This window comes from Kribbella sp. VKM Ac-2569, assembly GCF_004216905.1.
In the GTDB taxonomy this organism is placed as follows: Bacteria; Actinomycetota; Actinomycetes; order Propionibacteriales; family Kribbellaceae; genus Kribbella.
On sequence record NZ_SGXJ01000002.1, the window covers coordinates 136,010 to 161,709 of the forward strand.

Genomic DNA, 25,700 nt, shown 5'->3' on the forward strand with positions numbered 1-25,700 from the left:
GGCGTGCCGTGGTGAGGACGGTCTCACACTTTCGCAATTGCGAAAGTATCGAAACGGTGGCAGGCTGGAAGGCGTGTTCCGAGCTCTCCGCCCTGTTCTGTTGCTGCTCCTGGTGGCGATCCCCGCGGTCGTCCTCCGGGTCACCGGCACCCATCCCCCGGCGCTCGCCTCGATCCTGATCTTCGGTCTCGCCGTGGTCGCCGCATCGTTCGTGCTGGCCTGGGCGGCGGAAGCGGCGGAGATGGACATCTCGGGCGGTCTGGCGATCGCGCTACTCGCGGTCATCGCCGTACTGCCGGAGTACGCCGTAGACCTGTACTTCGCGCACACCGCCGGCTCGAACCCGGAGTACGTGCAGTACGCCGCCGCCAACATGACCGGATCGAACCGGTTGCTGCTCGGCCTCGGCTGGTCCAGCGTCGTGCTGATCAGCCTGTACGTCGCTTCGCGGCGCAGCGGGCGCTCGGTCAAGGCGCTCGTACTGGAGACCGGGTACCGGCGTGAGCTGGGCTTCCTCGCTGTCGCCGGTGTGGTCGCGTTCGTGATCCCGGTGACCGGCGAGATCCACCTGTTCCTGGGAATCCTGCTGCTCGCGTTCTTCGCGTTCTACCTGTACCGGGCGGCGACGTCGGAGCACGACGACGAGCCGGACCTGATCGGACCGGCGGCGACGATCGGTGCGCTGCCTAAGCTTCACCGGCGGATCACCGTGACCGCGATGTTCCTGGTCTCGGCCGGGGTCATTCTGGCGGCGGCCGAGCCGTTCGCGGACTCGCTCGTCGCGGGCGGTCGCACGCTGGGGATCGACCAGTTCCTGCTGGTCCAGTGGCTGGCTCCGCTGGCGTCCGAGGCACCGGAGTTCATCGTGGCGCTGCTGTTCGCGTGGCGGGGCAAGGGCGCCGCGGCGCTGGGTCTGCTGATCTCGGCCAAGGTGAACCAGTGGACGCTGCTGATCGGGAGCCTGCCGATCGCCTACGGGGTCGGTGGCGGGGGTGCCGCGCTGCACCTGGACGGCCGGCAGGTCGAGGAGTTCCTGCTGACCGCCACGCAGACGCTGCTCGGCCTCGCGATCCTGCTGAACCTGCGCTTCCCGCGGTGGGCGGCGTGGACGTTGCTGGGTCTCTTCGCGATCCAGTTCGCCGTACCGGGTCAGACCGGGCGCTACGTGATCAGCGTGATCTACCTGGCGCTCGCGGTCGGCGCGGCGATCCACAACCGCAAGCAGCTGGTGCCGACGATCCTGGCCCCGTTCCGGCGTACCTCTGCAGAGCCCGTCGACGCGGAACGCGCCGACGAGCTCGTCAACGTCTAGCTGGCCTGCTGCTCTTCGATGATCGGGCGGGTACGGCGTTCCTGCGGGCCGGGGCGACCGCGGCGGCGGCCGGCGAGGAACTTCTCGCCCGCGGCGGTGCCGGTGAACTTGGTCCGGCGGGCCCACTCCCGGCATTCCTCGATCACCGGGCACGACGTCAGGCAGATGGCCTGGGCCTTGCGCTGCTCCCACGTGCTGGCCGTCTCGTCGTACGACGGCGCCTGACCGACACACGCGGCCTTCACCATCCAGTTGTCGGCCGGGTCGACAATCACCGTCAAAGTGGGCCTCATGGGCTTCATCGCTCCTCATCGATCAGGCGGATCGTAGGAACAGAGTGACCCCGTCGCGTTGCCCCGGTGCGACGCGAATGTTTCAGCCGTGAAACGTCACACCGGTTCGGTGTCACAGATGTGCCGCTGGCACTATCTCCGGACCAGCCGGATCTCCCACAGGTCGAAGTACGGGTCGTGCTTGCCGACGCCGTCCGGCTCGAATCCGTGCCGGCGGTAGAACCGCTGCGCCCGCTCGTTCCCCTCGAAGACCCAGAGGAACGCCGGCTCCTTGCCGACGGCAACGTCGAACAGCCGGGCGCCCAGGCCGGTCTTCCAGAACGCCTGGCGGATGTAGATCGCCTCCAGCTCGAACGGCACCGGCGCGTCCTCGTCACGGCCGGGCCCGGTGCCGACGAAGCCGACCACCCGGTCCTGGATCGGCGCGGCAGGATCCGGGTTCAGGGCGATCCAGCGCGTGTCCCCCTCGCCCAGCCGGGTCGCCCAGCGCTCGGTACGGCGGTCGATGTCGGACGTCCGCTCGAGCAGGACGTCGGCCGCCACCAGATCGGCGTACGCCTCCCGCCAGCACAACAGATGACACCACGCGCCGGCCTCGGCGTCCTCGACCGTGGCCGGCCTGATCTCGGGTTGCATTCAGACAGTAAAAACGATCTTGCCGAAGACGTCGCCCGCATTCATCTTCTCGAAGCCGGTGCGGGCCTCGGCGAGCGGCAGGACCGTGTCGATGTGTGGCGAGATCCCGGCGTTCGCCATGAACTGCACCAACTCGGCGAGCTCGGTCCGGGTGCCCATCGTCGAGCCCTGCACCCGGAGCTGCAGGAAGAAGATCCGGTTCAGCTCGGCCGACTTCGGCGCCTGGCCGCTGGTCGCGCCGGAGATCACCAGGGTGCCGCCCTGCTTCAGCGACTTGAGCGAGTGCGACCACGTCGCCTGCCCGACCGTCTCCATCACCGCGTCGACCCGCTCCGGAAGCCGCGCGCCGGACTCGAACGCGTCGTGCGCCCCGATCTCGACCGCCTTGGCCCGCTTGCCCTCGTCCCGGCTGGTCGCCCACACCCGGATCCCGGCGGCCCGCGCCAGCGTGATCAGCGCCGTCGCGACACCACCACCCGCGCCCTGCACGAGGACCGTGTCACCCGGCTTCAGCCCCGACTGCGTGAACAGCATCCGGTACGCCGTCAGCCACGCCGTCGGCAGGCACGCAGCCTGCTCGAAACTCATCCCGGCCGGCTTCGGTACGACGTTCCGCGCCGGTACGGCGACCTTCTGTGCCAGCGTGCCCTGGTACCGCTCGCTCAGCAGCGACCGCTTCGGGTCGAGCGTCTCGTCGCCCTTCCACGCCGGGTCCGAGACCACCGCGTGCACGACGACCTCGTTCCCGTCCGGGTCCACACCCGCCGCGTCACACCCGAGGATCATCGGCAGACTCTGCTCGGCCAGCCCGACCCCCTTCAACGACCACAGATCGTGATGGTTGAGCGCAGTCGCCCGTACGTCGATCGTCACCCACCCCTCAGGCACCGTCGGATCGGGCCGCTCCCCCACCTCCAACGCGGCGATCGGGTTCTCGGCATCGAACTTGGCGGCATAAGCAGCAAGCATGCGAACCACCCTAGGCGGTGGTCCTTCTCCCATCAGTAACCGACCTCACCCCCACCTCACCCCCACCTCGCACCGCCGTGGGGGGCGCTGACGCCCCAAACCAGTTCGGGGAGGCTGCCTGCCCGGATCGGGCGGGCGATTCCCCCCAAACCAGTTCGGGGAGGCTGCCTGCCCGGATCGGGCGGGCGATGCTCCCCGAACTGGTTTGGGGCGGGTCAGTCAGTCGCGGGCTACGCCGTCGGCTTGGGCGGCGCTGGCTACCGCGGCGGAGACCGCTGGGGCGACGCGCTCGTCGAAGGGGGACGGGATGATGTAGTCGGGGCGGAGGTCCAACTCCGAGATCAGGCTTGCCAGGGCGTCGGCGGCGGCGAGTTTCATGCCTTCGGTGATGCGGGAGGCGTTCGCGTCGAAGGCGCCGCGGAAGATGCCGGGGAAGGCCAGGACGTTGTTGATCTGGTTCGGGAAGTCGGAGCGGCCGGTGGCGACCACGGCAGCGTGCCGGTGGGCGATGTCCGGGTGAACCTCGGGGTTCGGGTTGGCCAGCGCGAAGATCATCGCGTTGTCGGCCATCTGCGCGACGGCCTCCTCCGGGACGGTCCCGCCGGAGACGCCGAGGAACAGGTCCGCGCCCGCGAGCGCGTCGACCAGCCGGCCGGAGATCCCGCCGGTGTTGGTGTCCCGGGCGAGCGACAGCTTCACCGGGTTCAGGTCGGCACGGTCCTCGTGCAGCACACCCTTGCTGTCGACGACCGCGAGGTCGCCGACCCCTGCCTGCAGAAGGATCCGGGCACACGCGACCCCGGCCGCACCCGCACCGGAGATCACCACGCGGATGTCCTCGATCGACTTGCCCGTGACTCGCAACGCGTTGCGGAGCGCGGCGAGTACGACGACCGCCGTACCGTGCTGGTCGTCGTGGAAGACCGGGATGTCCAGCCGCTCCTTCAGCCGGCGCTCGATCTCGAAGCAGCGCGGCGCGGAGATGTCCTCCAGGTTGATCCCGCCGAACGACGGCGCCATCCGCGCGACCGTGTCGACGAACTCGTCCACGTCGGTGCAGTCCAGCGCGATCGGCACCGAGTCGACGCCGCCGAACTCCTTGAACAGCAGCGCCTTGCCCTCCATCACCGGCAGCGACGCGGCCGGGCCGATGTCGCCGAGGCCGAGGACCGCGGTGCCGTCGGTGACGACCGCGACCACGTTCGACTTCCAGGTGTAGCGCCGGACCAGCGACGGGTCTTCGGCGATCGCGGTGCAGACCCGGGCGACGCCGGGGGTGTACGCCTTCGACAGGTCGTCGGCATCCTTGACGTGGATCGAGGACGTGACCTCGATCTTGCCGCCGCGATGCAGTTCGAAAACGGCGTCACCGGCGTACTGATCGGAGGGAATAGTGGGCTCAACAGCCTGGGCGACCATGCGGGGACCCTTCGGGGTAAATCGAGCGGAACGTGAGGTAGTGGGCGTCCGATGAGGGTGCGTCGAACGTCGCCGTTGCCAGGGGGTCACCCGTCTGTCGAGTAAACCACAGGCCCACTGGTCTGCTCTGTGAGGGCCACCACAGGAGCCCGCGACGGTGACGATCGAGTCTCGTCGGGAGTCGACAGCCGACACGCGGTTGTTTGCTGTGTCAGGATGCGGGAATCCAGCCTTGGGTACCGTCCGGGCGGGCGTTCCACAACCAGTGTCGAGGAGTACCAGCGATGAACATCGTCTCCACCCTCCGCAAGAGTCGCCTGACTGTCGCCGCTGCATCGGTGGCGGTGTTCGCGCTCGCGCTATCGGCCTGCGGCAACGACTCGGACAGCGGCGGAGGAGGCGAGGACAAAGTGAAAGCCGCCGGCATCACCTTGGTGAAGCCCGGCAAGCTCACGGTCTGCACGCACCTGTCGTACAAGCCCTTCGAGTACAAGGAGGGCACCAAGGTGGTCGGCTTCGACGTCGACCTGCTCGACCTGCTCGCCAAGGACCTCGGCATCGAGCAGGAAGTGATCAGCATCGAGTGGGCCCAGGTCACATCCGGTGCCGCCTACCAGGCCAAGAAGTGCGACATGGGCATGGGCGCGATGACGATCAACGCGTCGCGCAAGGCCGCGATCGGGATCAGCGACCCGTACATGGACGCGACCCAGGTGCTGCTGGTGAAGAAGGGTGCGCCGTACAAGTCGCTCGAGGACCTGAAGGGCAAGAAGGTCGGCGTCCAGGCCGACACCACGGGCAAGGACTACGCCGACGCGGCGTCGAAGAAGATCGGCTTCGAGGTCGTGGTGTTCAACGATCTCGCCCTGCAGACCAACAACGTCAAGTCGGGCCGCGTCGACGCCGCCATCAACGACAACGGCGCGCTGTACAACTTCGTCCAGGGGAACCCGGACACCGAGGTGACGGCCGAGTTCAACACCGGCGAGCAGTACGGCTTCGCGGCCAAGAAGGACGACCCCAGCGGCACCAAGCTGCTGACCAAGTTCAACGAACTGCTGGCCAAGGCCAAGGCCGACGGCACCTACAACCAGATCTTCAAGAAGTGGTTCGGGGTGGAGCCGAAGAAGTGACGGTCTCCGACGCGGTAGTCGAGAAGCGCCGCGGGCTCAGCCCGCGGCAACGGGCCCAGCGCTCTCGCGGCATCCAGTACGCCGTCCTGGTCGTCATCGTCGTGGTGGCGGCCTTCACGGCCAACTGGAGCCAGATCGCGAACGTCTTCTTCAAACCGGAGTTCGTGAAGTCCGCGTTCACCAGCGGACTGCCCGGAGCGTTCCTGAAGACCATCGAGTACACGGCCGGGGCCTTCGTCATCGGCTTGGTCGGCGGCACCCTGCTGGCGTTGATGCGGCTCAGCCCGGTCGCGCCGTACCGCTGGATCGCGACGGCTTATATCGAGTTCTTCCGGGGGCTGCCGGCGATCGTCGTGTTCGTGGCGTTCAGCCTGCTGCCGCTGGCGTTCGCCGACCTGGTCATCCCGCTCGACCCCTACGGCACCGTCTGGCTGGCGCTCGGCATCGTCGCCGCCGCCTACATGGCCGAGGTGATCCGGGCCGGCATCCAGGCGGTTCCGAAGGGGCAGATCGAGGCCGCCCGGTCGCTCGGCATGCCGGTCGGTGTCGCGACCCGCAAGATCGTGCTGCCACAGGCGTTCCGGATCGTGCTGCCGCCCCTGGCCAACGACCTGATCCTGCTGGTGAAGGACTCGTCGCTGGTCTTCATCATCGGCACCTCCGCGGCGGCGTACGAGCTGACCGGTTTCGGCCGCGACCTGGCCAACACCGAGTCGAACCTGACCCCGCTCGTCACCGCCGGCTTCTGCTATCTGGTCATCACCCTGCCGCTCGGCCTGCTGGTCCGCTGGCTGGAGGCCAAGGCTGCGAGGGCACACTGATGGCACTGGTGGAGATCCAGAACCTGCACAAGTCGTTCGGCAGCAACCACGTCCTGCGCGGTATCGACTTCACCGTCGAGCAGGGCGAGGTGGTCTGCGTGATCGGGCCGTCCGGCTCGGGCAAGTCGACCCTGCTGCGTTGCGTCAACCTGCTCGAGGTACCGCAGGAGGGCCAGGTCTTCGTCCGTGGTGAGGACATCACCGACCGGGACTGCCACCTGGACTCCGCCCGGCAGCAGATCGGGATGGTGTTCCAGCAGTTCAACCTGTTCCCGCATCTGTCGGTGCTGGACAACTGCACGGTGGCGCAGACGACCGTACTGAAGCGCAGCAAGGCCGAGGCGGAGCAGATCGCCCGGGACACCCTGGATCGAGTCGGCCTGAGCGACAAGGTGACCGCCTATCCCATGCAGCTGTCCGGCGGCCAGCAGCAGCGGGTGGCGATCGCCCGCGCGCTGTCGATGGACCCGGCGCTGATGCTGTTCGACGAGCCGACGTCCGCGCTCGACCCGGAACTCGTCGGCGACGTGCTGACGGTGATGCGCAAGCTCGCGCTCGACGGTATGACGATGCTCGTCGTCACCCACGAGATGGCGTTCGCGCGCGAGGTCGCGGACCGGGTGGTGTTCATGGACGGCGGCGTCATCGTCGAGCAGGGCCCGCCCGCCGAGGTCATCGGCAACCCCAAGGAGGACCGCACCCGCACCTTCCTCCGCCGAGTCCTCGACCCCACCCACGTCGAACCCACCCCCTAACCCTCCCCGCCCCTCCCGAGGGCAACTTTGAGAAGCCACCGACCATTTTCGCGGCGCGATTTTGGTTGGTGGCTTCTCAAAGTTGGGGTGAGGGGGTCACGCTGCGTGTGCGGGTGATCGCCGGACACGCAGCGTCACGCCGGGGAAGCTACGAATCGGTCTCTGTTCGGGGATGGTCCGTGCGCTGTCCGTAGGTCGCTGTGTCAAGATGCGGACACATGGCACCGGGCCGACCGGTGCCCGGTTTTGGAGGACTAGATGTCTGTCCTGCGGAGGACCCTGGCGCTGTCCGGTGTCCTGGTTCTGGCGGCCGCCGGTTGCGGCTCGAACTCTCTCGAAGGTGGCTCGTCCACCTCACCGTCGAGCGCCCCCTCCAGCGCACCGTCGAGCAGTGGGCCGGACCTGAGCGGATCCCTTCCGGCGAAGATCAAGTCGGCCGGGAAGATCGTCGTCGGCGTGGACGCCAGCTACCCGCCGAACGAGTTCCTGCAGGGCGGCAAGACCGTCGTCGGCATGGACGTCGACCTGTTCAACGCGGTCGCGCAGAAGTTCGGCGTCACGGTCGACTGGCAGCCGGCCGGCTTCGACACCATCATCACCGGTGTCCAGGGCGGCAAGTACGACATGGGCATCTCGTCGTTCACGATCAACGACAAGCGCAAGGCGCAGGTCAACATGGTCAGCTACTTCAACGCCGGCACGCTGTGGGCGACCGCCAAGGGCAACCCGAAGGGCGTGAACCCCGAGGACGCGTGCGGCAAGACCATCGCGGTGCAGAAGGGTACGACGCAACTCGAGGACGACATGCCGAAGCGGCAGGCCAAGTGCAAGGCCGCCGGCAAGCCCGAGATCAAGCTGGTGGTCCGGGAGAAGCAGGACCAGGCCACCTCGGACCTGGTCGGTGGCAAGGCCGACGCGATGCTGGCCGACTCTCCTGTGGTGCTGTACGCGATCAAGCAGACCAACGGCCAACTCGAGCAGCTCGGTGAGATCTACGACGCCGCGCCGTACGGCTATGTCGTCCCGAAGGCGGAGACCGCGTTCGCGCAGGCGATCACCGAGGCGCTGAAGTCGCTGAACACCGAAGGCACGTACAAGTCCACGCTGGCCAAGTGGAACAACGAGTCGGGTGCGATCACCGACTTCGCCGTCAACCCGTGATCTGACATGAGCAGCGACAACGAAACCCGCCCGGCCGCATCGGCTGACGATCGGCCGGGCGCGATCAAGGCCGTGCCGGTCCGGCATCCCGGCCGGTGGGTCGCGATCGCGATCATCGCCGTGCTGGTCGCCATGCTGGTGCACCTGCTGCTGACCAACAAGGCGTTCGACTGGGACTTCGTCTTCCAGGCGATGAACCAGCAGCCGGTGATCAACGGCTTCCTGAAGGGCACCCTGCTGGTCACCGTGCTGTCGATGGTGGTCGGCGTGGTCGGCGGCGTGATCCTCGCCGTGATGCGGCTGTCCGACAATCCGATCCTGTCCGGCGTGGCCTGGGTCTTCACCTGGTTCTTCCGCGCCATCCCGCGCTACATCCTGTTGTTCACCATGGGCACGCTCGGGATCCTGTTCAAGGACATCGGCGGGCTGAACATCGGTGTCCCGTTCGACTGGAAGATCATCGAATGGCTCGGGCTGTCCGGCGACTGGCGGTTCCTCAATCTGGACCCGAACCAGATCTTCACCGGCATGATCGCGGGTGTGATCGGGCTCGGGCTGTCGGAGGCGGCGTACATGGCCGAGATCGCCCGGGCCGGCATTCTCAGCGTCGACAAGGGCCAGGCCGAGGCCGCCCAGGCGCTCGGGATGAGCAGCGGCAAGGTGATGCGCCGCGTCGTCCTGCCGCAGGCGATGCGGGTCATCGTCCCGCCGACCGGAAACGAGACCATCGCGATGCTGAAGGACACCTCGCTGCTGCTGGCGGTCCCGGTCCTGGGCGAGCTGTTCTACCAGCTGCAGTCGATCGGGAGCACGTACTACAAGACGTTCCCGATCGCGGTCGCGGCGACGCTGTACTACCTGGCCGCGACGAGTGTGCTGATGGTCGGGCAGTACTTCCTCGAACGGCACTTCGGGCGGGGCTTCGGAACACAGGCGCCGCGGGCCGCTCGCCCGGCCGGCGCGGGAGGTGCATGATGACTGCCGCAGCAGCCGCTGAGCCGGCCGAGCCGTTGGCGCAACCGTTGGTGCACGCCGTGAACGTGACCAAGTCCTTCCACCACAACGAGGTGCTCAAGGGCATCGACCTGGACGTGGACCGCGGTCAGGTGGTCTGTCTGCTCGGCCCGTCGGGATCGGGCAAAACCACGTTCCTGCGGTGCATCAACCAGCTCGAGACGATCGACGGCGGCCGGATCTGGGTGGATGGCGACCTGATGGGGTACGTCGACCGCGACGGGAAGCTGTACCGCCTGAAGAACAAGGAGATCGCGGCGCAGCGGCGCGAGATCGGGATGGTCTTCCAGCGGTTCAACCTGTTCCCGCACAAGACCGCCATCGAGAACGTCGCCGAGGCGCCGATCCAGGTCCGGGGTGAGTCGAGGAAGCCCGCTCGGGCCCGGGCCCAGGAGCTGCTCGACCGGGTCGGGCTGGGCGACCGCTGTACGTCGTACCCGGCGCAGCTGTCCGGTGGTCAGCAGCAGCGGGTCGCGATCGCCCGTGCGCTGGCGATGCAGCCGAAGCTGATGCTGTTCGACGAGCCGACGTCGGCCCTCGACCCCGAACTGGTCGGCGAGGTGCTCGCCGTCATGCGCGAGCTGGCCGAGGACGGGATGACGATGATCGTGGTGACGCACGAGATGGAGTTCGCCCGGGAAGTCGCCGACACGGTCGTCTTCATGGACGGCGGTGTGGTGGTCGAGTCCGGGCCGCCGCGCGACGTGCTCGGCAACCCGCAGCACCAGCGCACGAAAACCTTCCTGACACGGCTCCGTTCGGCCCACGAACACCCCTGATTCCAGGGATTTCCGCGGGTCGGGGCCGTTGGCCGTGCATCAAGCTCGTTGAGGTTGGATGATGTACGGCGTGGTGGGTCGATACGAGGGAGACGATGTGAGCAGCACGGGACGAGCCGCCGAGGTCCGCCTGAGTATCCCGGCGGACAGTGCCTACATCGCCGTACCGCGGTCGGTGGTGGGGAACCTCGCGGCTCGGAACGACTTCACGCTGGACGCGATCGACGACCTGCGGATCGCGGTCGACGAGGCGTGCGCGCTGTTGCTGCCACAGTCGGCCGATGGCGTGCTGGAGTGCGTCTTCGAGATCGCTCCGCCGCAGTTGACGGTGCGGACGAGTGCCGTCGTACCCAACGGCTGGCAGCCCGACACCACCTCCTTCGGCTGGACGGTGCTGACGGCGCTGGTGGAGACGGCCGCCGCAGAGACCGTCGACGGCCGTCTGACCATCACCGTGACGGCCACCGCGACCGCCACGGAGAGCGCGTGACTGACGAGCGCGGCCCGGAAACTCAGGAGTCCCCGGATCTGCGGACCCGGACGGCCGCGTTCTTCCGGCAGATGGCGGCCGGTCAGGGAGATCCGGGGTACGCCGGGGCTCGCGAGGGCCTGGTCGCGCTGCACATGCCGCTGGTGGAGCACCTGGCGCGCCGGTTCCGCAACCGGGGCGAGCCATACGACGACCTCGTACAGGTCGCCACGATCGGGCTGATCAAGGCGATCGACCGGTTCGACTCGGACCGGGGCGTCGAGTTCTCGACGTACGCGACCCCGACGATCCTCGGCGAGATCAAGCGGTACTTCCGGGACAAGGGCTGGGCGATCCGGGTGCCGCGACGGCTGCAGGAGCTGCGGTTGTCGCTGACCGCGGCGACCGCGGAGCTGACGCAAGAGCTCGGCCGGGCGCCGACGGTGGCCGAACTGTCGGAGCGGCTCGGGCTCTCACCGGACCTGGTGATCGAGGGCCTGGAGTCCGCGAACGCTTACAACACCTTGTCTCTGGACGCTCCCGATCAGAACGAGACGGATGCGACCACGGTCCTGGACGGCCTCGGGGGCGAGGACGAGGCGCTGGAGAGTGTGGAGTACCGGGAGTCGCTGAAACCGCTGCTGGCACAGCTCGACACCCGGGAGAAGCGGATCCTGACGCTGCGGTTCTTCCGCGGGATGACGCAGTCCCAGATCGCCGAGGAGATCGGGATCTCGCAGATGCACGTCTCCCGGCTGCTCGCCCGGACGCTGACCGAACTCCGGGCCGGCCTGCTCAAGGAGTAAAGGGCCTAAAGCACCGGGTGATCGTTGGAGCCACCACCGATCAGCGCCTCGGTGGAGGCCTTCTGGAACATGCAGACCAGGATCACCAAGGCGAGTACGGCGAGCACGACAGCGATCGTCCGCGCGCCGCCGTTCCAGACGCTGTACGCGACCAGGAGCTGGATCAACTGCGTGAACACCGTCGGCCCGCGGCTCCAGCGCCTGGCCTTCCAGAGGCCCCGTACGGCGACGAAACCGAGCCCGGCGCCGTACAGGATGAAGAAGGCGGTCGTGGTCAGGCCGAGCACCAGCCGGGAGCTGTGAATCGTCAAGGCTTCGGCAATTCCGAGAACGATGAGCACAAGCCCTTCCACAGCGACCACTGCCGCGGCTAATTTGAGCGGTCTCGGGACGGCGGCAACTGGGGAGTCGGTCGGCACTTCGCCAGCTTAGTGCCCGGTTCGGTACGCGGTCCTCGAGAGGTTCGCCAACCCCAGCCCCACAGGGATTTGAGGTTGTGCGTAACCAAAAGAAGGTTGCAACGGTTACTTGCAGTGAACGGGTGCTTGCGGAAGGGCTGCTTCGTCCGATAACCGGATGGAGAGAACCGCCGCGTTCCAGTTCGAAGTGTTAAGGAAGCGTTGTGATCGGATCGACAACTGCATAACCCTTGTTTCGGTCCCTCAAGATTGGGAACATGGTCTCGTTCGTGAATGCGTTCACAACAGACGCGGCACCAACCTCCCGTGCCACACGAACCGACGAGTACAGCACCGCTGTTCGGGTACAGACCTAACCGGCAGCATACGTCAACTACTGAGAGAGATGGGATCCGCCATGGATTGGCGCCACCGGGCCGTATGCCTCGACGAGGACCCGGAACTGTTCTTCCCCATCGGTAACACCGGGCCGGCGATCATGCAGATCGAAGAGGCCAAGCAGGTGTGCCGACGCTGCGACGTGCGTGAGCAGTGCCTGGCGTGGGCTCTCGAAGCCGGCCAGGACCACGGTGTCTGGGGCGGTCTGAGCGAGGACGAGCGTCGCGCTCTCAAGCGCCGCAACGCCCGCCAGCGCATCCGTACCGCTTGAGCAAGTCCTCCTTCGAGGCCCCGCGGAATGTACCGCGGGGCCTTTGTGTTTCCCGGGCCGTCACGGGACAGCGAACGCACCGGGTCCGGACCGGTCAGGATGGCCTGCCGGCCGACTCTCAGCGCAGCACGGCTCGAAAGATGGTCAGCCTTTCTTCGCGATGCCTGCCATCAGGATCCGCTGCCACGGCTGCAGCTCCGCCGCGTCCGGAACGTCGGCGTCCGGTTCCTCCGGGAACCAGCGGGCGAGGAAATCCAGACCCGGAGGTACCAGCGGCAGTCCGAGGAAGTGCTGCTCGATCCGCTCAGGGGTCCGGATCCAGCCGTTGCCGAGGCTTTCCAGACCGGCGCGCTCCATGTTCTTCTGCAGCGGCTCGCCGGTGTCGACGAAGTCGGTGATGAACAGGTAGCTACCAGGTGCGAGCGCGTCCACCAGGGTGCGGACCCACTCGTCCGGCTTCTCGTCGTCGTGGAAGTGCATGTGGATGCCGACGATCATCAGCGCGATCGGGCGGCCGAAGTCCAGGTGCTGCCTGATCTGCTCGTTGTCGAGGATCGTCTGCGGCTCGCGAAGGTCGGCGGTGACCACGATGGTGCTGTCGTTGGTGGCCAGCAGGGCCTGGCCGTGCGCGAGCACGATCGGGTCGACGTCGACATACACCACCCTGGCGGCCGCATTGATCTCCTGCGCCGCCTCGTGGGTGTTCTTCTGCGTCGGCAGACCGCTGCCGATGTCGAGGAACTGGTCGATCCCCGCCGCGCGGGCGAGGTAGTGCACGCCCTTCACCAGCGCCTCGCGGTTCTCGGTCGCGCATCGGCCGGCGTCCGGCACGTACTGCAGGTACAGCGCCGCCCCTTCGCGGTCAGCGGCGAAATTGTCCTTGCCGCCGAGCAGAGCGTCATAGACGCGAGCGATGGTCGGTTGGGAAGTGTCGAAGCTCGGAGTGGCATCCGGAGCGTCTGAGGTCGCCATCGGCAAAGCCTTCTTGGTCGGGGAGTCTTGAGGTCATCGTAGGGGCAGGTGTCGACGTCTGGACACACTGCGTAGCAAGTCGCTGACAATCAATCGATCGCTCTCCGAGGTGACCGATCTCGTCAGCTGCATCAGTCCTTGACCGGGATGTCCAGCGTGACTTGGGCGCCGGGGCGGCCGTCGTGGCGGTTGCCGAAGACGAGGGTTCCGTCCAGCTCGCCGATGACCAGGGTGCGGACGATGGACAGGCCCAGATTTCCGGAGAGTTCGGAGTCGAAGTTCGCCGGCAGGCCGGAACCGTCGTCGATCACGTCGATGTGCAGCCGGCCGACCGAGCGTTCGGCGGTGAGCTCGATCGTCCCGCTCGCCGCTCCCCCGTCGCGGGCCCCGAACGCGTGCTCCACCGAGTTCTGCATGAGTTCGGTCAGCACCATCGCCAGCGGGGTCGCGATCTCCGAGTCCAGTACGCCGAACGATCCGCTCCGCCGCGTCTCCACCGCGGTCGCCACCGTCGACACGTCCGCGACCATGGCGCCGACCCGGTCGGCCACGTCGTCGAAGTCCACGTGCTCGTCGAACGACTCCGACAGCGTCTCGTGGACGATCGCGATCGACCCGACCCGCCGTACCGCCTCGGCCAGCGCGACCTGTCCTTCCGGGACGGTGATCCGTCGGGCCTGCATCCGGAGTAACGCGGCGACCGTCTGCAAGTTGTTCTTGACGCGATGATGAATCTCCCGGATGGTCGCCTCCTTGGTGACCAACTCCCGTTCCCGGCTCCGCAGCTCCGTCACGTCCCGGAGCAGGATCAGTGCCCCCACGTGCTGTCCGTCGGCCCGCAGCGGGATCGCGCGCAGGAACAGCGTGGCGTCGGAGTTCTCGATCTCGATCTCCTTGGCCGCGCGCCCGGTGACCACGGACGCCAGCACGTCGTCGACCTTGTGCCCGGACTGCAGCAGGTCCGCGGTCACGTCCTTCAGGCGCGAACCGACCAGATCGGTGACGAGGCCCATCCGGCGGTAGGCCGACAACGCGTTCGGACTCGCGAACGTCACCATCCCGTGCCGATCGACCCGGATGCAGCCGTCACCGACCCTTGGCGTCGTGGACAGCAGCCGTTCCCCGCCGTACGGGAAGATGCCGTCGGTGATCATCCGGGCCAGGTCCGTCGCGCTCTGCAAGTACGCGATCTCCAGGCGGGACGGGGTGCGGACACCGAGCAGGTTGGTGTTCCGGGCGATCACCGCGATCACCCGGGAGCCCCGGCGTACCGGGATCGTCTCGACGCGGACGGGTACGTCGTCGCGCCATTCCGGGTCGCCCTCGCGGCAGATCCGGCCGCCGTCGTACGCCTGGTCGAGCAGGTGCCGGCGGCCGCGCGGGATGAAGCTGCCGACGATGTCGTCGAGGTACGCCGTGGGCCCGGTCGTCGGCCGCATCTGCGCCCCGGCCCAGAATCCCAGTCCTTCGGTGTCCGGCAGCCAGAGCACCAGGTCGGCGAACGAGAGGTCGGCCAGCATCTGCCAGTCCGAGACGAGCAGTTGCAGGCGATCCAGGTCGGCCTGGTCGAGCGTGGTGTGGTTGCGCGCCACATCGGTCAAAGACGGCACGACCCGATGCTACCGACGCCTTATACCAGCCCGTCGGGTGGTCCGCTCGACAAGAAGGCGGGTGTAGGTGTTGATTGATCAGGCACAGATGAAAGGATGCTCGGGTGGAGTCGACGTACTGGCAGGACGTGATGACCGCGGACTACGCGGTACCGCACGACCGTCCGCTGACCGAACTCACCGAGGAGCTCGTGCGCGGCCTGGCGAGCACCAACCCGCAGGTCCGTGATGCCCTGGCCTACCCGACGCTCGCCACCTGGCTGGAGCGCGGGGTGTACGACGACCTGCTTCCGGGGTTCGGGGACGGCCTCTGCGCCGGGCTGAACTACGGCCTCGGTGAGGACGGCACCGACACGGTCTTCCGGCGCTCGTTCACGGCGCTGACGCTCGCGGAGGTGATCCACCGCGACAACGCCGAGTTCCTGGTGCACGACGAGGTGGTGATGCGCTGGGGTGACCGGCTGGCGACCTGGCTGCTGCGTGAGCGCGACCTGCGCGGATACGTCACGGACTGCGGCTGGGCACATGCCGTTGCCCACGGCGCCGACGCCATCGGGGCGCTGGCAAGGTCCAGGCACTGCGACGCCGGCGTCCTGCGGGCGCTGCTCGACGTCCTCGCGGACCGGATCGTCAAGGACACGCCGTACCGCTGGGTGCACGAAGAGCACGACCGGGTCGCACACGCGGTGATGACGGTCCTGCACCGGAACATGCTGACCAGCGACGAGCTCGAGCGGTGGCTGAAGCCGATCGCGGCGACCGCGGCCGAGCAGCCGTTGATGCACGAGACGCTGCCGGAATGGCCGACACCGAACGTGTTCAACGCTCGCGGCGTCCTGCACGTCCTGCTCAGCCAGCTGGCGATCGGCGTGAAGGGCTTTCCGATCCCGGGCGACGACGACCTCTTCGGCCGCCCGATCGAGGCGCGCGCCGACCTGCTGCTGATGCTGACCGAAGCGGTCCAGTCCTCACAGCCGTACATCTACCGGCCTGCAACAAGTTCCTCTTAAGGCACCACGGCGGCAGTTGCCACGACAGCCCGGTGGTCGGTCCCCTCGATCGGGTACGTCGTGAACCGGCCGGGCTCGAACTGCCGCGACACCACCACATGGTCGATCTGCGTCCGCAGCACGGCCGGCTGATCCGCGGGCCAGGTGCCGCGCAGGCCACCACCCACAGCCGGGCCGACGCTGCGGCAGTAACCGCCCAGCGCCTGCCGGCAGTCCGCGTGGTCGAGGGTCGCGTTGAAGTCGCCTGCGACGACCGTCGGCGGGTCCTGCGCGCACCACCGGCGTACCGCCTGCAGATCGGTCTTCCAGGTGGTGACGGAGTCCGGCAGCGGCGGGAAGCCGTGGTACGCGACCAGCCGGACCGCGCCGAGGTTCCCACCCGTCACCACGATGTTGCCGAACGCCGTGCCGGCCTCGGACGCGAACGCGACGTCACCGAGTGACGAGGAGACCAGCACACTCGTGGCGCTCTCGACCGCCCGGCTCGGCTGGGCCGTGAACCCCTTGTACTGCTGGTCCTGCAACTGCGCCCGGATCTCCTCACGGACGTCGACTTGTGCCTCCGGCAACGAAACCAGGTCGGGCCTGCGGTCCCGGATCACCTGCGCGACGTCCGCGGCGCGGGCGCCACCACCCAGCACATTGGCGACCATGATCGTCAGCACCCGGGCCCCGGCCGGCGCCGGGCGCGCGTCGGAGAACTGCCGCGGGGCAGTCACCGCGGCACCGATCAGCGCGAGTACGGCGATCAGCGCAGCGGCGATCCGCCAACCCCGGCGTACCAGCATCAGCAGGGCCAGCGCCAGGACGACGACCAGGCCCTGTGGACGGAACGCGGCGAGCTGCGCGAACGGCGTCACCTCGTCCAGGCCGAACAGCTCCGGATACAGCGGCACGGCAACGACGACGAGGAACAGTACGGACAGCACGACGCGCCGTACGAACCATGCCTTTTCGTTATCCATGCACCAACCTGTTGGTCTAGTGGCCGCTCCGGTCGAACGGTAGCGTTCTGCGTTGCGCCTGTGTCCCGAGGAGGTTTGCAGTGTCCCGATTGTCCGCGGTCAAACCCGCGTACTGGATCTCCGGTCTGCTTCTGGCGGTAGCTGTCGTCGTACCCCTGCTGGTGTCGACGTACGCCAAGAAGGACCCGCACCTGTGGGGTTTCCCGTTCTTCTACTGGTACCAGCTGATGTGGGTCTTCCTCTCCGCGATCCTGGTCAGCATCAGTTACAAGCTGCTCCGCACCGAGGAGCGCAGGCGGCGGGCGGCGCAGGGCCTTGGTGACCCTGAGGCCGCGGACGGCGCGGACGGCGCGGCGAAGGAGGGTGACCAGTGAACACCACGGTCGACTGGGTGCAGCTGACGATCGTCGTCGTGATCTTCGCCGGGGTCACGGCGATGGGCTTCATGGCGTCCCGCTGGCGGAGCACCGGCCAACTGGACAACCTCGACGAGTGGGGTCTGGGCGGCCGCGGGTTCGGCACGTTCATCACCTGGTTCCTGCTGGGCGGCGACCTGTACACGGCGTACACGTTCATCGCCGTCCCCGCGGCCATGTACGCGACCGGTGCGATCAGCGGCTTCTTCGCGGTGCCCTACACGATCGTTGCCTACCCGATCGTGTTCATCTTCATGGCGCGGCTGTGGTCGGTCTCGCACCGGCACGGGTACGTGACGCCGGCTGACTTCGTCGGTGGCCGCTACGGCAGCAAGGCGCTGTCACTGGCCGTGGCCGTGACGGGCATCCTTGCCACGATGCCGTACATCGCGCTGCAGCTCGTGGGTATGCAGGCGGTGTTCGAGACGATGGGTCTGGGCGGCAACAACACGCTCGCCAAGGACCTGCCGTTGCTGATCGCGTTCGCGGTGCTGGCGGCGTACACGTACTCCTCCGGTCTGCGCGCGCCGGCGATGATCGCGTTCGTCAAGGACATCCTGATCTACCTGGTGATCCTGGTCGCGATCTTCTACCTGCCGCACGTGCTCGGCGGCTGGGACTCGATCTTCGGTGCGGCGCAGGAGAAGCTGGCCAAGCCGAACCCGGCGACCGGCAAGCCGACCGGGGCGTTCATCCCCGGCGAGGCCGGCTACGTGTCGTACTGGACGCTGGCGCTGGGATCCGCGATGGCGCTGTTCATGTACCCGCACTCGGTGACGGCGGTGCTGTCGACCAAGACGCGGAACGTCGTACGGCGGAACGCGACGCTGCTCCCGGCGTACTCACTGCTGCTGGGTCTGCTCGCCCTGCTCGGCTTCATGGCGATCAAGGCGAACGTCAACGTGAAGGGCCTCGACGGCCTCGCGAACCCGCAGCTGGCGATCCCGCGGCTGTTCGACCAGGAGTTCCCGTCCTGGTTCGCGGGGATCGCGTTCGCGGCGATCGCGGTCGGCGCGCTGGTGCCGGCGGCCATCATGTCGATCGCGGCGGCCAACCTGTTCACCCGCAATATCTACCGCGACTTCATCAAGAAGGACGCCACGCCGGCCCAGGAGGCCAAGGTCTCGAAACTGGCGTCGCTGGTGGTGAAGTTCGGCGCGCTGATCTTCGTGCTCGCGATGGACAAGACGGTCGCGCTGAACCTGCAGCTGCTCGGCGGGATCTGGATCCTGCAGACCTTCCCGGCGATCGTGGTCGGCCTGTACACGCGCTGGTTCCACCGGTACGCACTGCTGGCCGGCTGGGCGGTGGCGATGCTGTTCGGCACCATCTCGGCGTACAACGTGGTGAACCCGGTCACCAAGAAGCACTTCGGTGGTTCGATCGCGAACATCCCGGGCACCACCACGCCGGCCTACATCGCGCTGACCGCGTTCGTGCTGAACCTGGTCGTCGTGATCGCGCTGACGTTCCTGTTCCGGGCGCTGAACGTGCCCGACGGCAAGGACAGCACGCACCCGACCGACTTCGTCGCGGACCGCGGCGACCCGGGCGTGAAAGACCTGCCGGAGATCATCGACGACGGCGGGGCGGCAACCGCCAAGTCCTGAGGCACTAGCGACGGCGGCCCGGAGGTTCCGGGCCGCCGTTACGTTTTGCGGTTAAATCGACACGCTGCGGGGTCAGCTTGCCCGGTTTCGGGCCGTTGATTCGGCAGAATCGCACACGTGCTGCTGGTCCTCCTCGTCATGGTGCTCGCTGCCGGGGCGGCGGTCGCGACCGGCGGACGGTTCGGCCGGTTGGCCGGCAACACATTGACCGGCGTGCACTGGCTGGCCGCAGCGGCGATCGGGCAGCTCCTCGGGTCCCTCTTCGGCGGTACGGCGTACCCGGTCGGACTGATCGGGTCGGCGGTCTGCATCGCGGTCTTCCTGCGGATGAACCTGCGGCATCCGGGCGTCGGCCTGCTGGCGCTGGGATTCTTCAGCAACGCCGTCGTCGTCGCGTTGAACGGCGCCATGCCGGTGTCGCTGAACGCCTTGGCGCGGGCCGGGGTGAGCGGCGCGGTCGTGACCGATCCGCGGCACGAGATCTCCGGCTCCGGGACGCGGCTGCCCTGGCTCGGTGACGTCGTACCGGTCGCGCTTCCCGGTCTGGGACAGGCGATCAGTCCAGGCGACGTACTGATTGCCGCCGGCGCCGGTCTGCTGCTGTACGCCTTGATGGGCGGCTCGGGGCACGTGCCGGCCACGACCGCACCGGTGTGGGGCGAACTGGAGCCGTGCGCCGGTACTCCGGCCCTGCTCCACCTGTCCCCGAAAGCGAGTAAGGAACTCTCAGAACCGACTGTGCTTTCAGAACCGGAAGCCGCGGCCGACGATCCGGCGGAGTGACTCGACCACGACCGGGTCGTACTCCGCGCCGATGCCCAGCCCGATCGACTCCATCGCCTTGTCCGGCGACTGTCCCGACCCCTCGCCGACGAGCTGTTCGTAGGCCAGGGCAACGTTCACGATCCCGCTCTCCACCGGGATGGCCGAGTTGTTCGCCCGCCCGTGCCGGTACGGATCGTTGGAGTGCCGGACGATCTCCGCGACGTGGTCCAGTACGCCGGACCGCTCGATCACCGCCGCCCCGATCTCCGCCGCCCGCTGCCGCTCCTCCCGCGTCCGGAGCAGCGACGCCCCACCAGGACTGGGATCCGCCAACGCCAACTGGCCGACGCCCGACAACAGAGCGGCGTACTCCAACGCCTCCATCCGCGCCGGCGTCAACCCCAGATCGTTGCCGATAGCCACCGCCAACGCCGCCGTCCGCGCATTCTGCCCCGGACTACTGAACCCGGCAATCTCCGTACTCCGAGCCATCGACCGCACCGTCGCCCGATAGGTCCGCTGCGCCGACGAATACCGCCGAAACGCAAACTGCGTCAGCAACAACGGCACGAGGACCAGCGGCGGGGCCCAGAGGCCGGCGATCGAGGTCCCGGCCGCGAGCAGCATGCCGCTGATCGCCATCGCCATCCCGATCCGAGCGGTCACCCCCAGTTCGTCCCGCAACGCTGCCGGGAACGGTTTGTTGTAGTGCTCGGTCGTCTGGCCGGCCCCGACGATCGCGTCCAGCGCTGCGGCGGAGGAAACCGCGAGCAGCATCGCACCGCCCAACGGCACCGCATGCGATGCGGAGCCGTTCCAGGACAGGTGGTCCGGCGCGATCGCAGCGAAGACCACGGCGGCTGCGCCCACCGACAACAACCGCCGGCACGAGACCACTGCGTCCCACCACAGTCCCGCCAGAATCCGCGGCAGTACGCCGATCGCAGTTGCGACAGCAGCAACGGCAACCGCCTGCGCGATATCCGGGGGTACTGCGACCTGAGGTCCGCACAGAAGGCAGTAGCCCAAGGCGGCACTCGTGGCGATCGGAGCTCGGTTACGCGTCCGATCGACCCGGAACTGAACCATCTCGCCGACTGCGATCAATACTCCGAAGGTGAGCGCGAACGGCCATCCCGTAACGCCACGCCTGGCTGTCAGGACGACTGCCGCGACGCCGAGGACGACACCGGCGATCAGGATCACCACGCCGCTGCCCGAGCTGCGCAGCTGGGCTCCTTCCGTCTCGCGGGAAATGCTCATGCCGGTCCAGCAGCAGAACCGGTGGCACCGCCACCGCTGCCGAGGCTCAGGTCGTCGTGGTCGATCGGCGTCCGAAGGTCAGCATTGGGCGCCGGTTGCTCGGCGGCGGCAGGCTTCCAGCCTTCCCGTCCGATCACCTCGACGAAGGCGTCGACCAGCTCCGGGTCGAAGTGGGTATAGCGATCCTGCAGCAGGATCGCCACGGTCTCCTCGGTTGTGCGGGCCGGTCGATAGGACCGCGTCGAGGTCAGTGAGTCGAACGCGTCGACGATCCCGATGATGCGGGCGAAGTACGGGATGTTGGTCCCGCTGAGGCCCGCCGGGTACCCGGTTCCGTCGTACTTCTCGTGATGATGCAGGACCGCGGACTTGACCTCTTCCAGAAACGGGATGTTCCCGATCAGCTCGACCCCGCGGGCCGGGTGCAACCGGATCGCGTCCATCTCGGAGTCGTCCAGGCGGCCGGGTTTGCGGATAATGCTGGTCGGTACGCCGACCTTGCCGACGTCGTGAAGCAACCCGGCGTGCTCCAGAGCCTGCTGCCGATCGGCCGGCAGATGCAGCTGTCGTCCCAGCATCCCGACGCCTTCACTCACCCGCTCGGAGTGACCCCGGGTGTAGAGATCCTTCGTCTCGATCACCTGGATGAACGCCCGCATCGTCGCCGCCTGCGCGGCGCGCTCCGCCGCATCCTGCGACAGCGCCCATCGAGCGACAACCAGGGGTACCAGGGTGAGGATGCCGGCAATCAGCCCCAAGCCACCCAACCACATGAACGCCATGACCAAGCCCAGGTAGTCATAGCCCAGCATCGGCAGAGCTGTGGCCACGACGACTTCCCGGAGAAACGCGCGCACCACCGTGCTGCCACGCTCGAGCCAGAGGACGCCCGACAGCAGAACGGCATTCACGAGCTGGTACGCGATCCCGGTCAATGTCACCGCGAGGATCGCTCTCGGTACGTCGTGCAGGGCCGACTCACCGACCGGGCCGTCGACGGCAACGAACGCAAGTGCGCCGCCGGCCGCGGAGAGAATGCGTTGCCCGCTGTTGAAGGCACGTTTCATCAGCGGAACTCGTCTGGCTTGCACGAGCGAACCCACACCCGCCACCACGACGGCGGCCGCGGGTCCGGCGATGACGTAGACCGCCATCAGCACGATCGATCCCAGGGAGGCGCCTTGTGCCGGGCCGTGCGACGAGCGCAACGCACTACCGAACAGAACCAAGAAACAGAGGCCGAACACCGTGAGGTAATCCGACAGAGTGAAAGCGACCACGACGCAGACGCCCAGCGCGGCGGTGGCAACGACCGAGACGAACAGACGTAGCCCCGCGCGGCGGAAGGCCGGCGTCAGGTGCCTTCGTGGTCGGTCACCAGTTCCAGTCATCGCCGAACATGCTATGTCACCTCCGATCAGCGGTCGCAGTCTTACGCCTGGCGATCGCCAGACGTAGGGGGGCAGACAGCTCTTCGCTGACTCCTCTGAATTTTGCTCATCAGGCCTGCGCCGAAACACTGTAAGCCCAACCGTGACCCGCCAGAGGAAGTGAGGAACCTGGCGCGGTATGAGAGACTGTGACTCTTTGCAGTTGTTTCAAGGAGGCTTTGGAATGGGAAAGACCGGCCGGAAGCGCCGCGCACGCAAGAAGAAGGGCGCAAACCACGGCAAGCGCCCGAACGCCTGAACGTCGGCGGCTACAGACAGCGAGGACCTCGGAGAAATCCGGGGTCCTTGCAATTTGGTCACAGCTTTACGGCAGACCACCTTTAGCAGAGGTTCTGTATTCGGAGAGTCTCCAATCGCATACTGAATGCTATCTTTCAAACAGACGTTTGACATTCGGTGACCTTCTCCGGACCGATGCTGTGGACAACGGCCGACGGCCGTCGGCGGATCCCCCTAGAGTTGGGCCCGGAAGTTTCCGGTACTGACCGATATCGGGCCTGGATCCGAGGAAGGTGAGCGAGTTGAGCGAGTCGGCGATGCCAACGCTGAGCGAGCTCCTCCGCACCTTCCGCATCCGCACCGGCCTCACCCAGGCCGCTCTCGCCGAGAAGGCCGGCCTCAGCGAACAAGCCATCAGCGTCCTGGAACGCGGCACCCGCAGCCGCCCACGCATCGACACCGTCCGCTCGCTCACCGCGGCCCTCGCCCTCACACCCACCGAGGCCGACCAGTTCCTCTCCGTTGCCCGCGGCAAGGGCAAGCAGTCCGGTGCACCGAGGAGGCCCGAGCCGTCTGCGACCGCCGACGCATCTCTGGTGCCATGGCAACTACCTCCGGCGGCACGGGACTTCACCGGCCGGGCCGCCCAGCTCGACGCCATCCTGTCCGTGCTGCGGAACTCCCACGGGACCGGACCTGTCGGCCTGGTCGCAGTCACCGGGATGGGCGGCATCGGTAAGACGACCCTTGCCGTGCACGCCGCGCACAAGCTGACCGATAGCTACCCGGACGGCCACCTCTACCTCAATCTGCGTGGCTACGGACCAGGCGATCCGATGTCCGTCGCGGACGCTCAGCGACAACTCCTGCGTTCCCTGGGAGCGGACCCGCAACGCGTTCCCGCCGACGTGGAGGAGGCCGCCGGCCTGCTACGGTCCCGGCTCGCGGGCCGCCGGATGCTCGTGCTGCTGGACAACGCCGCCGACGCCTCGCATGTGCTGCCGCTGCTGCCTGGGAGTTCCGGGTCGGCCGTGATCATCACCAGCCGCGGATCGTTGACGACCTTGCCGGGCGCCCGGCAGATCCATCTCGACGCCCTCTCGGAGTCGGAGTCCGTCGAGCTCCTGTCCGGAGTCGTCGGCGAGGCACGGGTTGCGGCCGAGCCGCAGGCGGCGAAGAGCCTGGCGAGCATCTCAGGTCGCCTGCCGCTCGCCGTCCGCCTGATCGGTGGCCGGCTGACGGCCAGGCCGAACTGGCCCATCCAGCACCTCGTCACGCTCCTCGAGGACGAGGAGCGCCGACTGGACAGTTTCGGCTCGGACGCGACCGGGGTCCGCGCCAGCATCGCCAGCTCAGTGGACTTTCTCGAGCACAGCGACCGTCCGCTCGATCGCGAAGCGGCTCGATCCCTTCCCTTGCTCAGCATCCCGGACGGCTCCGACCTGGTCGTAGCCGTCGCCGCAAGCATCCTGGAGCTCCCCGCCCACCGGACCGAGGCGATCCTCGACCGCCTCGTCGACCTGAACCTGATGGAGGCAGTAGCGCCGGAACGCTACCGCTTCCACGATCTCATCCGCGCGTTCGCCCGCGAACGCAGCGACGACACTCTCGATCAGGACCAACGCGACGCCGTCCTCGAACGCGTCCTGCGTTTCTACGCCGATTTCGGCTGGGCAGTCCAGAGCAGGAGCCATCCGTCCAGCCCCCGGATCGCCATCGCTGCCACGACCTTCTCGCCGTTGCCCGCAACAACGAACCCCGAGGCGGCCACCGACTGGCTCGACGCGGAGCAACGAAATTTGATGGATCGCTACCACCAGGCGATGGCCTCCGCACTGGCCACCGCACCGATCATTCCCGAGCTCGCCCTGGCGTTCTTCGGCTATCACGAGTCGCGGGCCCGCTGGGTGGAAATGGCCGAGATGGGCCGAGCCGCGCTCCCGATCGCGAAGAATTCCGGGCTGCACTCGATGGCTGCATGGCTCGAGCACGACAACGCGATTCCCGAGGTCGAGAACGGCAGCCTCGAAGTGGCCGCGGAGCATCTGCTCCGGGCCCTGGACATGTTCCGTGCGCTGTCGGATCGCCACGGTCAGGCTCGTTGCTGTACGTCGGCTGCTCACGTCCTCGGCAGACTCGACCGGGTCACGGAAGCGATCGAGTTGGCCAGCGAAGGCCTGACGCTCAGCCGGCAGCTCGGAGACACCACCGTAGAAGGTGTTGCGCACCTCGCGCTCGGCGGTCTCTACGACCGCAACGGAGACTATGCGCTTGCCGACGACGCGTTCCGTCAGGGCATCGCCTTGGCCGAGGCGTCCGGCGACCTGCGGTCGATCGCCAAGCGGTACCTCAACGCCGGCATCTCGCACGGCCTGGTGGGACGGGTGGACGATGCCGTCGAAGCGTGGTTGCGGAGCCTCGACGCGGCACGGCGCGCACAGAACAAGGAGATCCAGGCACAGGCATTTCAGCGCCTGGCCGCGGTTTTCGCGGGACGCGGCGAGTACTCGAAGGCTCGTGACACCGTCGAAGAAGCGATTGGTCTTATCCGCCCCTTCGGTAACCGCCTGCGCGTCGGGTATTTCACCCTCGAGCTCGGCAAGATCAGCGCCGCGGCCGGCGACTTTGCGATGGCCACGCAGCATCTCGAGACAGCGATCGACATCCTGCGCGACATCTCGCCGCATTTCGAGACCGCAGCGAAGGAATTACTCGAACTCGCCCGGCGCCGTCAGCCGTTCACCTACAGTTCCGACTACTCGCACATCATGTAGCCGGCTGGAG

The 25,700-nt window shown here is 67.4% G+C and carries 25 protein-coding genes; 15 read left to right on the forward strand and 10 right to left on the reverse strand.

The annotated features are described in order from the left end of the window. Positions 1-73: 73 nt before the first annotated feature. On the forward strand, positions 74-1,312 hold the full coding sequence (locus EV649_RS13590; RefSeq protein WP_130383808.1) for a sodium:proton exchanger: 1,239 nt from the start codon (positions 74-76) through the stop codon (positions 1,310-1,312). Here the strand turns inward: EV649_RS13590 and EV649_RS13595 are convergent. The 4 genes from EV649_RS13595 to EV649_RS13610 all read right to left on the reverse strand — a co-directional run bounded on the left by EV649_RS13595 (position 1,309) and on the right by EV649_RS13610 (position 4,629). Beyond that, the gene (locus EV649_RS13595) at positions 1,309-1,605 is read right to left on the reverse strand and encodes a WhiB family transcriptional regulator (protein ID WP_130383809.1); all 297 of its coding nucleotides are present in this window, start codon (positions 1,603-1,605) and stop codon (positions 1,309-1,311) included. The genes EV649_RS13590 and EV649_RS13595 overlap by 4 nt on opposite strands. A 132-nt stretch (positions 1,606-1,737) precedes the next feature. Next, positions 1,738-2,241: a GNAT family N-acetyltransferase gene (locus EV649_RS13600; protein WP_130383810.1), complete on the reverse strand. Its 504-nt coding sequence runs from the start codon at positions 2,239-2,241 to the stop codon at positions 1,738-1,740. Next, on the reverse strand, positions 2,242-3,210 hold the full coding sequence (locus tag EV649_RS13605; RefSeq protein ID WP_130383811.1) for a zinc-binding dehydrogenase: 969 nt from the start codon (positions 3,208-3,210) through the stop codon (positions 2,242-2,244). A 219-nt stretch (positions 3,211-3,429) separates the two neighbouring features. Continuing rightward, positions 3,430-4,629 carry an NADP-dependent malic enzyme gene (locus EV649_RS13610; protein WP_130383812.1) on the reverse strand — a complete coding sequence of 400 codons (1,200 nt, stop codon included), beginning with the start codon at positions 4,627-4,629 and terminating at the stop codon, positions 3,430-3,432. A 284-nt stretch (positions 4,630-4,913) separates the two neighbouring features. Here EV649_RS13610 and EV649_RS13615 point away from each other — a divergent pair, with 284 nt between their 5' ends. The 8 genes from EV649_RS13615 to EV649_RS13650 all read left to right on the forward strand — a co-directional run bounded on the left by EV649_RS13615 (position 4,914) and on the right by EV649_RS13650 (position 11,567). Beyond that, positions 4,914-5,762: an ABC transporter substrate-binding protein gene (locus EV649_RS13615; RefSeq protein WP_130383813.1), complete on the forward strand. Its 849-nt coding sequence runs from the start codon at positions 4,914-4,916 to the stop codon at positions 5,760-5,762. Further along, complete coding sequence (locus EV649_RS13620) at positions 5,759-6,583, forward strand: amino acid ABC transporter permease (RefSeq protein WP_130383814.1); 825 nt, start codon at positions 5,759-5,761, stop codon at positions 6,581-6,583. Before EV649_RS13615 ends, EV649_RS13620 begins: the two co-directional genes overlap by 4 nt. Next, positions 6,583-7,338 (forward strand): amino acid ABC transporter ATP-binding protein, encoded by a 756-nt coding sequence (locus EV649_RS13625; protein ID WP_130383815.1) that lies wholly within the window; start codon positions 6,583-6,585, stop codon positions 7,336-7,338. Before EV649_RS13620 ends, EV649_RS13625 begins: the two co-directional genes overlap by 1 nt. 258 nt (positions 7,339-7,596) lie before the next feature. Then, positions 7,597-8,499, forward strand: a complete 903-nt coding sequence (locus EV649_RS13630) for an ABC transporter substrate-binding protein (RefSeq protein WP_130383816.1) — start codon at positions 7,597-7,599, stop codon at positions 8,497-8,499. Between the two features lie 6 nt (positions 8,500-8,505). Then, positions 8,506-9,474: an amino acid ABC transporter permease gene (locus tag EV649_RS13635; protein ID WP_130383817.1), complete on the forward strand. Its 969-nt coding sequence runs from the start codon at positions 8,506-8,508 to the stop codon at positions 9,472-9,474. After that, on the forward strand, positions 9,474-10,292 hold the full coding sequence (locus EV649_RS13640) for an amino acid ABC transporter ATP-binding protein (protein ID WP_198682495.1): 819 nt from the start codon (positions 9,474-9,476) through the stop codon (positions 10,290-10,292). The genes EV649_RS13635 and EV649_RS13640 overlap by 1 nt, the downstream gene beginning before the upstream one ends. Positions 10,293-10,389: 97 nt before the next feature. Beyond that, entirely contained in the window at positions 10,390-10,782 is a 393-nt protein-coding gene (locus EV649_RS13645; protein WP_130383819.1) for an anti-sigma regulatory factor, read from the forward strand. Continuing rightward, positions 10,779-11,567, forward strand: a complete 789-nt coding sequence (locus tag EV649_RS13650) for an RNA polymerase sigma factor SigF (protein ID WP_130383820.1) — start codon at positions 10,779-10,781, stop codon at positions 11,565-11,567. Before EV649_RS13645 ends, EV649_RS13650 begins: the two co-directional genes overlap by 4 nt. A 5-nt stretch (positions 11,568-11,572) precedes the next feature. Here the strand turns inward: EV649_RS13650 and EV649_RS13655 are convergent, their stop codons facing one another. After that, positions 11,573-11,908, reverse strand: a complete 336-nt coding sequence (locus EV649_RS13655; RefSeq protein WP_130383821.1) for a hypothetical protein — start codon at positions 11,906-11,908, stop codon at positions 11,573-11,575. A 475-nt stretch (positions 11,909-12,383) separates the two neighbouring features. Here EV649_RS13655 and EV649_RS13660 point away from each other — a divergent pair, with 475 nt between their 5' ends. Beyond that, the gene (locus tag EV649_RS13660) at positions 12,384-12,635 is read left to right on the forward strand and encodes a WhiB family transcriptional regulator (protein ID WP_130383822.1); all 252 of its coding nucleotides are present in this window, start codon (positions 12,384-12,386) and stop codon (positions 12,633-12,635) included. Positions 12,636-12,779: 144 nt separating this feature from the next. Here EV649_RS13660 and EV649_RS13665 read toward each other — a convergent pair whose 3' ends face one another. Together EV649_RS13665 and EV649_RS13670 are read right to left on the reverse strand one after the other, a co-directional pair. Beyond that, complete coding sequence (locus EV649_RS13665; protein WP_130383823.1) at positions 12,780-13,607, reverse strand: SAM-dependent methyltransferase; 828 nt, start codon at positions 13,605-13,607, stop codon at positions 12,780-12,782. Positions 13,608-13,738: 131 nt separating this feature from the next. Further along, the gene (locus EV649_RS13670; RefSeq protein WP_130383824.1) at positions 13,739-15,217 is read right to left on the reverse strand and encodes a PAS domain-containing sensor histidine kinase; all 1,479 of its coding nucleotides are present in this window, start codon (positions 15,215-15,217) and stop codon (positions 13,739-13,741) included. A 104-nt stretch (positions 15,218-15,321) separates the two neighbouring features. On the opposite strand from EV649_RS13670, the gene EV649_RS13675 reads away from it, so the two are divergent. Next, positions 15,322-16,227, forward strand: a complete 906-nt coding sequence (locus tag EV649_RS13675; protein ID WP_130383825.1) for a DUF2785 domain-containing protein — start codon at positions 15,322-15,324, stop codon at positions 16,225-16,227. Here the strand turns inward: EV649_RS13675 and EV649_RS13680 are convergent. Next, positions 16,224-17,192: an endonuclease/exonuclease/phosphatase family protein gene (locus tag EV649_RS13680; RefSeq protein ID WP_130383826.1), complete on the reverse strand. Its 969-nt coding sequence runs from the start codon at positions 17,190-17,192 to the stop codon at positions 16,224-16,226. The genes EV649_RS13675 and EV649_RS13680 overlap by 4 nt on opposite strands. 80 nt (positions 17,193-17,272) lie before the next feature. On the opposite strand from EV649_RS13680, the gene EV649_RS13685 reads away from it, so the two are divergent. The 3 genes from EV649_RS13685 to EV649_RS13695 all read left to right on the forward strand — a co-directional run bounded on the left by EV649_RS13685 (position 17,273) and on the right by EV649_RS13695 (position 20,001). Further along, complete coding sequence (locus EV649_RS13685; RefSeq protein ID WP_130383827.1) at positions 17,273-17,566, forward strand: DUF3311 domain-containing protein; 294 nt, start codon at positions 17,273-17,275, stop codon at positions 17,564-17,566. Between the two features lie 62 nt (positions 17,567-17,628). Further along, positions 17,629-19,218 carry a sodium:solute symporter gene (locus EV649_RS13690; protein WP_130385009.1) on the forward strand — a complete coding sequence of 530 codons (1,590 nt, stop codon included), beginning with the start codon at positions 17,629-17,631 and terminating at the stop codon, positions 19,216-19,218. Between the two features lie 117 nt (positions 19,219-19,335). Then, the gene (locus EV649_RS13695; protein ID WP_241998174.1) at positions 19,336-20,001 is read left to right on the forward strand and encodes a DUF5317 domain-containing protein; all 666 of its coding nucleotides are present in this window, start codon (positions 19,336-19,338) and stop codon (positions 19,999-20,001) included. On the opposite strand, the gene EV649_RS13700 is transcribed toward EV649_RS13695, so the two are convergent. Both EV649_RS13700 and EV649_RS13705 read right to left on the reverse strand, forming a co-directional pair. Continuing rightward, a complete protein-coding gene (locus EV649_RS13700) occupies positions 19,963-21,246 on the reverse strand; it encodes an HD domain-containing phosphohydrolase (RefSeq protein WP_130383828.1) in 1,284 nt (427 codons plus the stop codon). The two genes, EV649_RS13695 and EV649_RS13700, sit on opposite strands and share 39 nt — an antisense overlap. After that, a complete protein-coding gene (locus EV649_RS13705; RefSeq protein WP_130383829.1) occupies positions 21,243-22,637 on the reverse strand; it encodes an HD-GYP domain-containing protein in 1,395 nt (464 codons plus the stop codon). The genes EV649_RS13700 and EV649_RS13705 overlap by 4 nt, the downstream gene beginning before the upstream one ends. Positions 22,638-23,209: 572 nt before the next feature. Here EV649_RS13705 and EV649_RS13710 point away from each other — a divergent pair. Continuing rightward, the gene (locus tag EV649_RS13710) at positions 23,210-25,690 is read left to right on the forward strand and encodes an XRE family transcriptional regulator (protein ID WP_206751582.1); all 2,481 of its coding nucleotides are present in this window, start codon (positions 23,210-23,212) and stop codon (positions 25,688-25,690) included. Positions 25,691-25,700 lie beyond the last annotated feature (10 nt).

Bases quoted from the DNA above. Each gene is read 5' to 3' on its own strand.
- EV649_RS13640 (WP_198682495.1), top strand. From the start codon at position 9,474: ATGACTGCCGCAGCAGCCGCTGAGCCGGCCGAGCCGTTGGCGCAACCG.
- EV649_RS13635 (WP_130383817.1), top strand. From the start codon at position 8,506: ATGAGCAGCGACAACGAAACCCGCCCGGCCGCATCGGCTGACGATCGG.
- EV649_RS13705 (WP_130383829.1), bottom strand. From the start codon at position 22,637: ATGACTGGAACTGGTGACCGACCACGAAGGCACCTGACGCCGGCCTTC.
- EV649_RS13665 (WP_130383823.1), bottom strand. From the start codon at position 13,607: ATGGCGACCTCAGACGCTCCGGATGCCACTCCGAGCTTCGACACTTCC.
- EV649_RS13605 (WP_130383811.1), bottom strand. From the start codon at position 3,210: ATGCTTGCTGCTTATGCCGCCAAGTTCGATGCCGAGAACCCGATCGCC.
- EV649_RS13630 (WP_130383816.1), top strand. From the start codon at position 7,597: ATGTCTGTCCTGCGGAGGACCCTGGCGCTGTCCGGTGTCCTGGTTCTG.
- EV649_RS13595 (WP_130383809.1), bottom strand. From the start codon at position 1,605: ATGAGGCCCACTTTGACGGTGATTGTCGACCCGGCCGACAACTGGATG.
- EV649_RS13625 (WP_130383815.1), top strand. From the start codon at position 6,583: ATGGCACTGGTGGAGATCCAGAACCTGCACAAGTCGTTCGGCAGCAAC.
- EV649_RS13690 (WP_130385009.1), top strand. From the start codon at position 17,629: ATGGGCTTCATGGCGTCCCGCTGGCGGAGCACCGGCCAACTGGACAAC.
- EV649_RS13660 (WP_130383822.1), top strand. From the start codon at position 12,384: ATGGATTGGCGCCACCGGGCCGTATGCCTCGACGAGGACCCGGAACTG.
- EV649_RS13700 (WP_130383828.1), bottom strand. From the start codon at position 21,246: ATGAGCATTTCCCGCGAGACGGAAGGAGCCCAGCTGCGCAGCTCGGGC.
- EV649_RS13615 (WP_130383813.1), top strand. From the start codon at position 4,914: ATGAACATCGTCTCCACCCTCCGCAAGAGTCGCCTGACTGTCGCCGCT.
- EV649_RS13600 (WP_130383810.1), bottom strand. From the start codon at position 2,241: ATGCAACCCGAGATCAGGCCGGCCACGGTCGAGGACGCCGAGGCCGGC.
- EV649_RS13680 (WP_130383826.1), bottom strand. From the start codon at position 17,192: ATGGATAACGAAAAGGCATGGTTCGTACGGCGCGTCGTGCTGTCCGTA.
- EV649_RS13610 (WP_130383812.1), bottom strand. From the start codon at position 4,629: ATGGTCGCCCAGGCTGTTGAGCCCACTATTCCCTCCGATCAGTACGCC.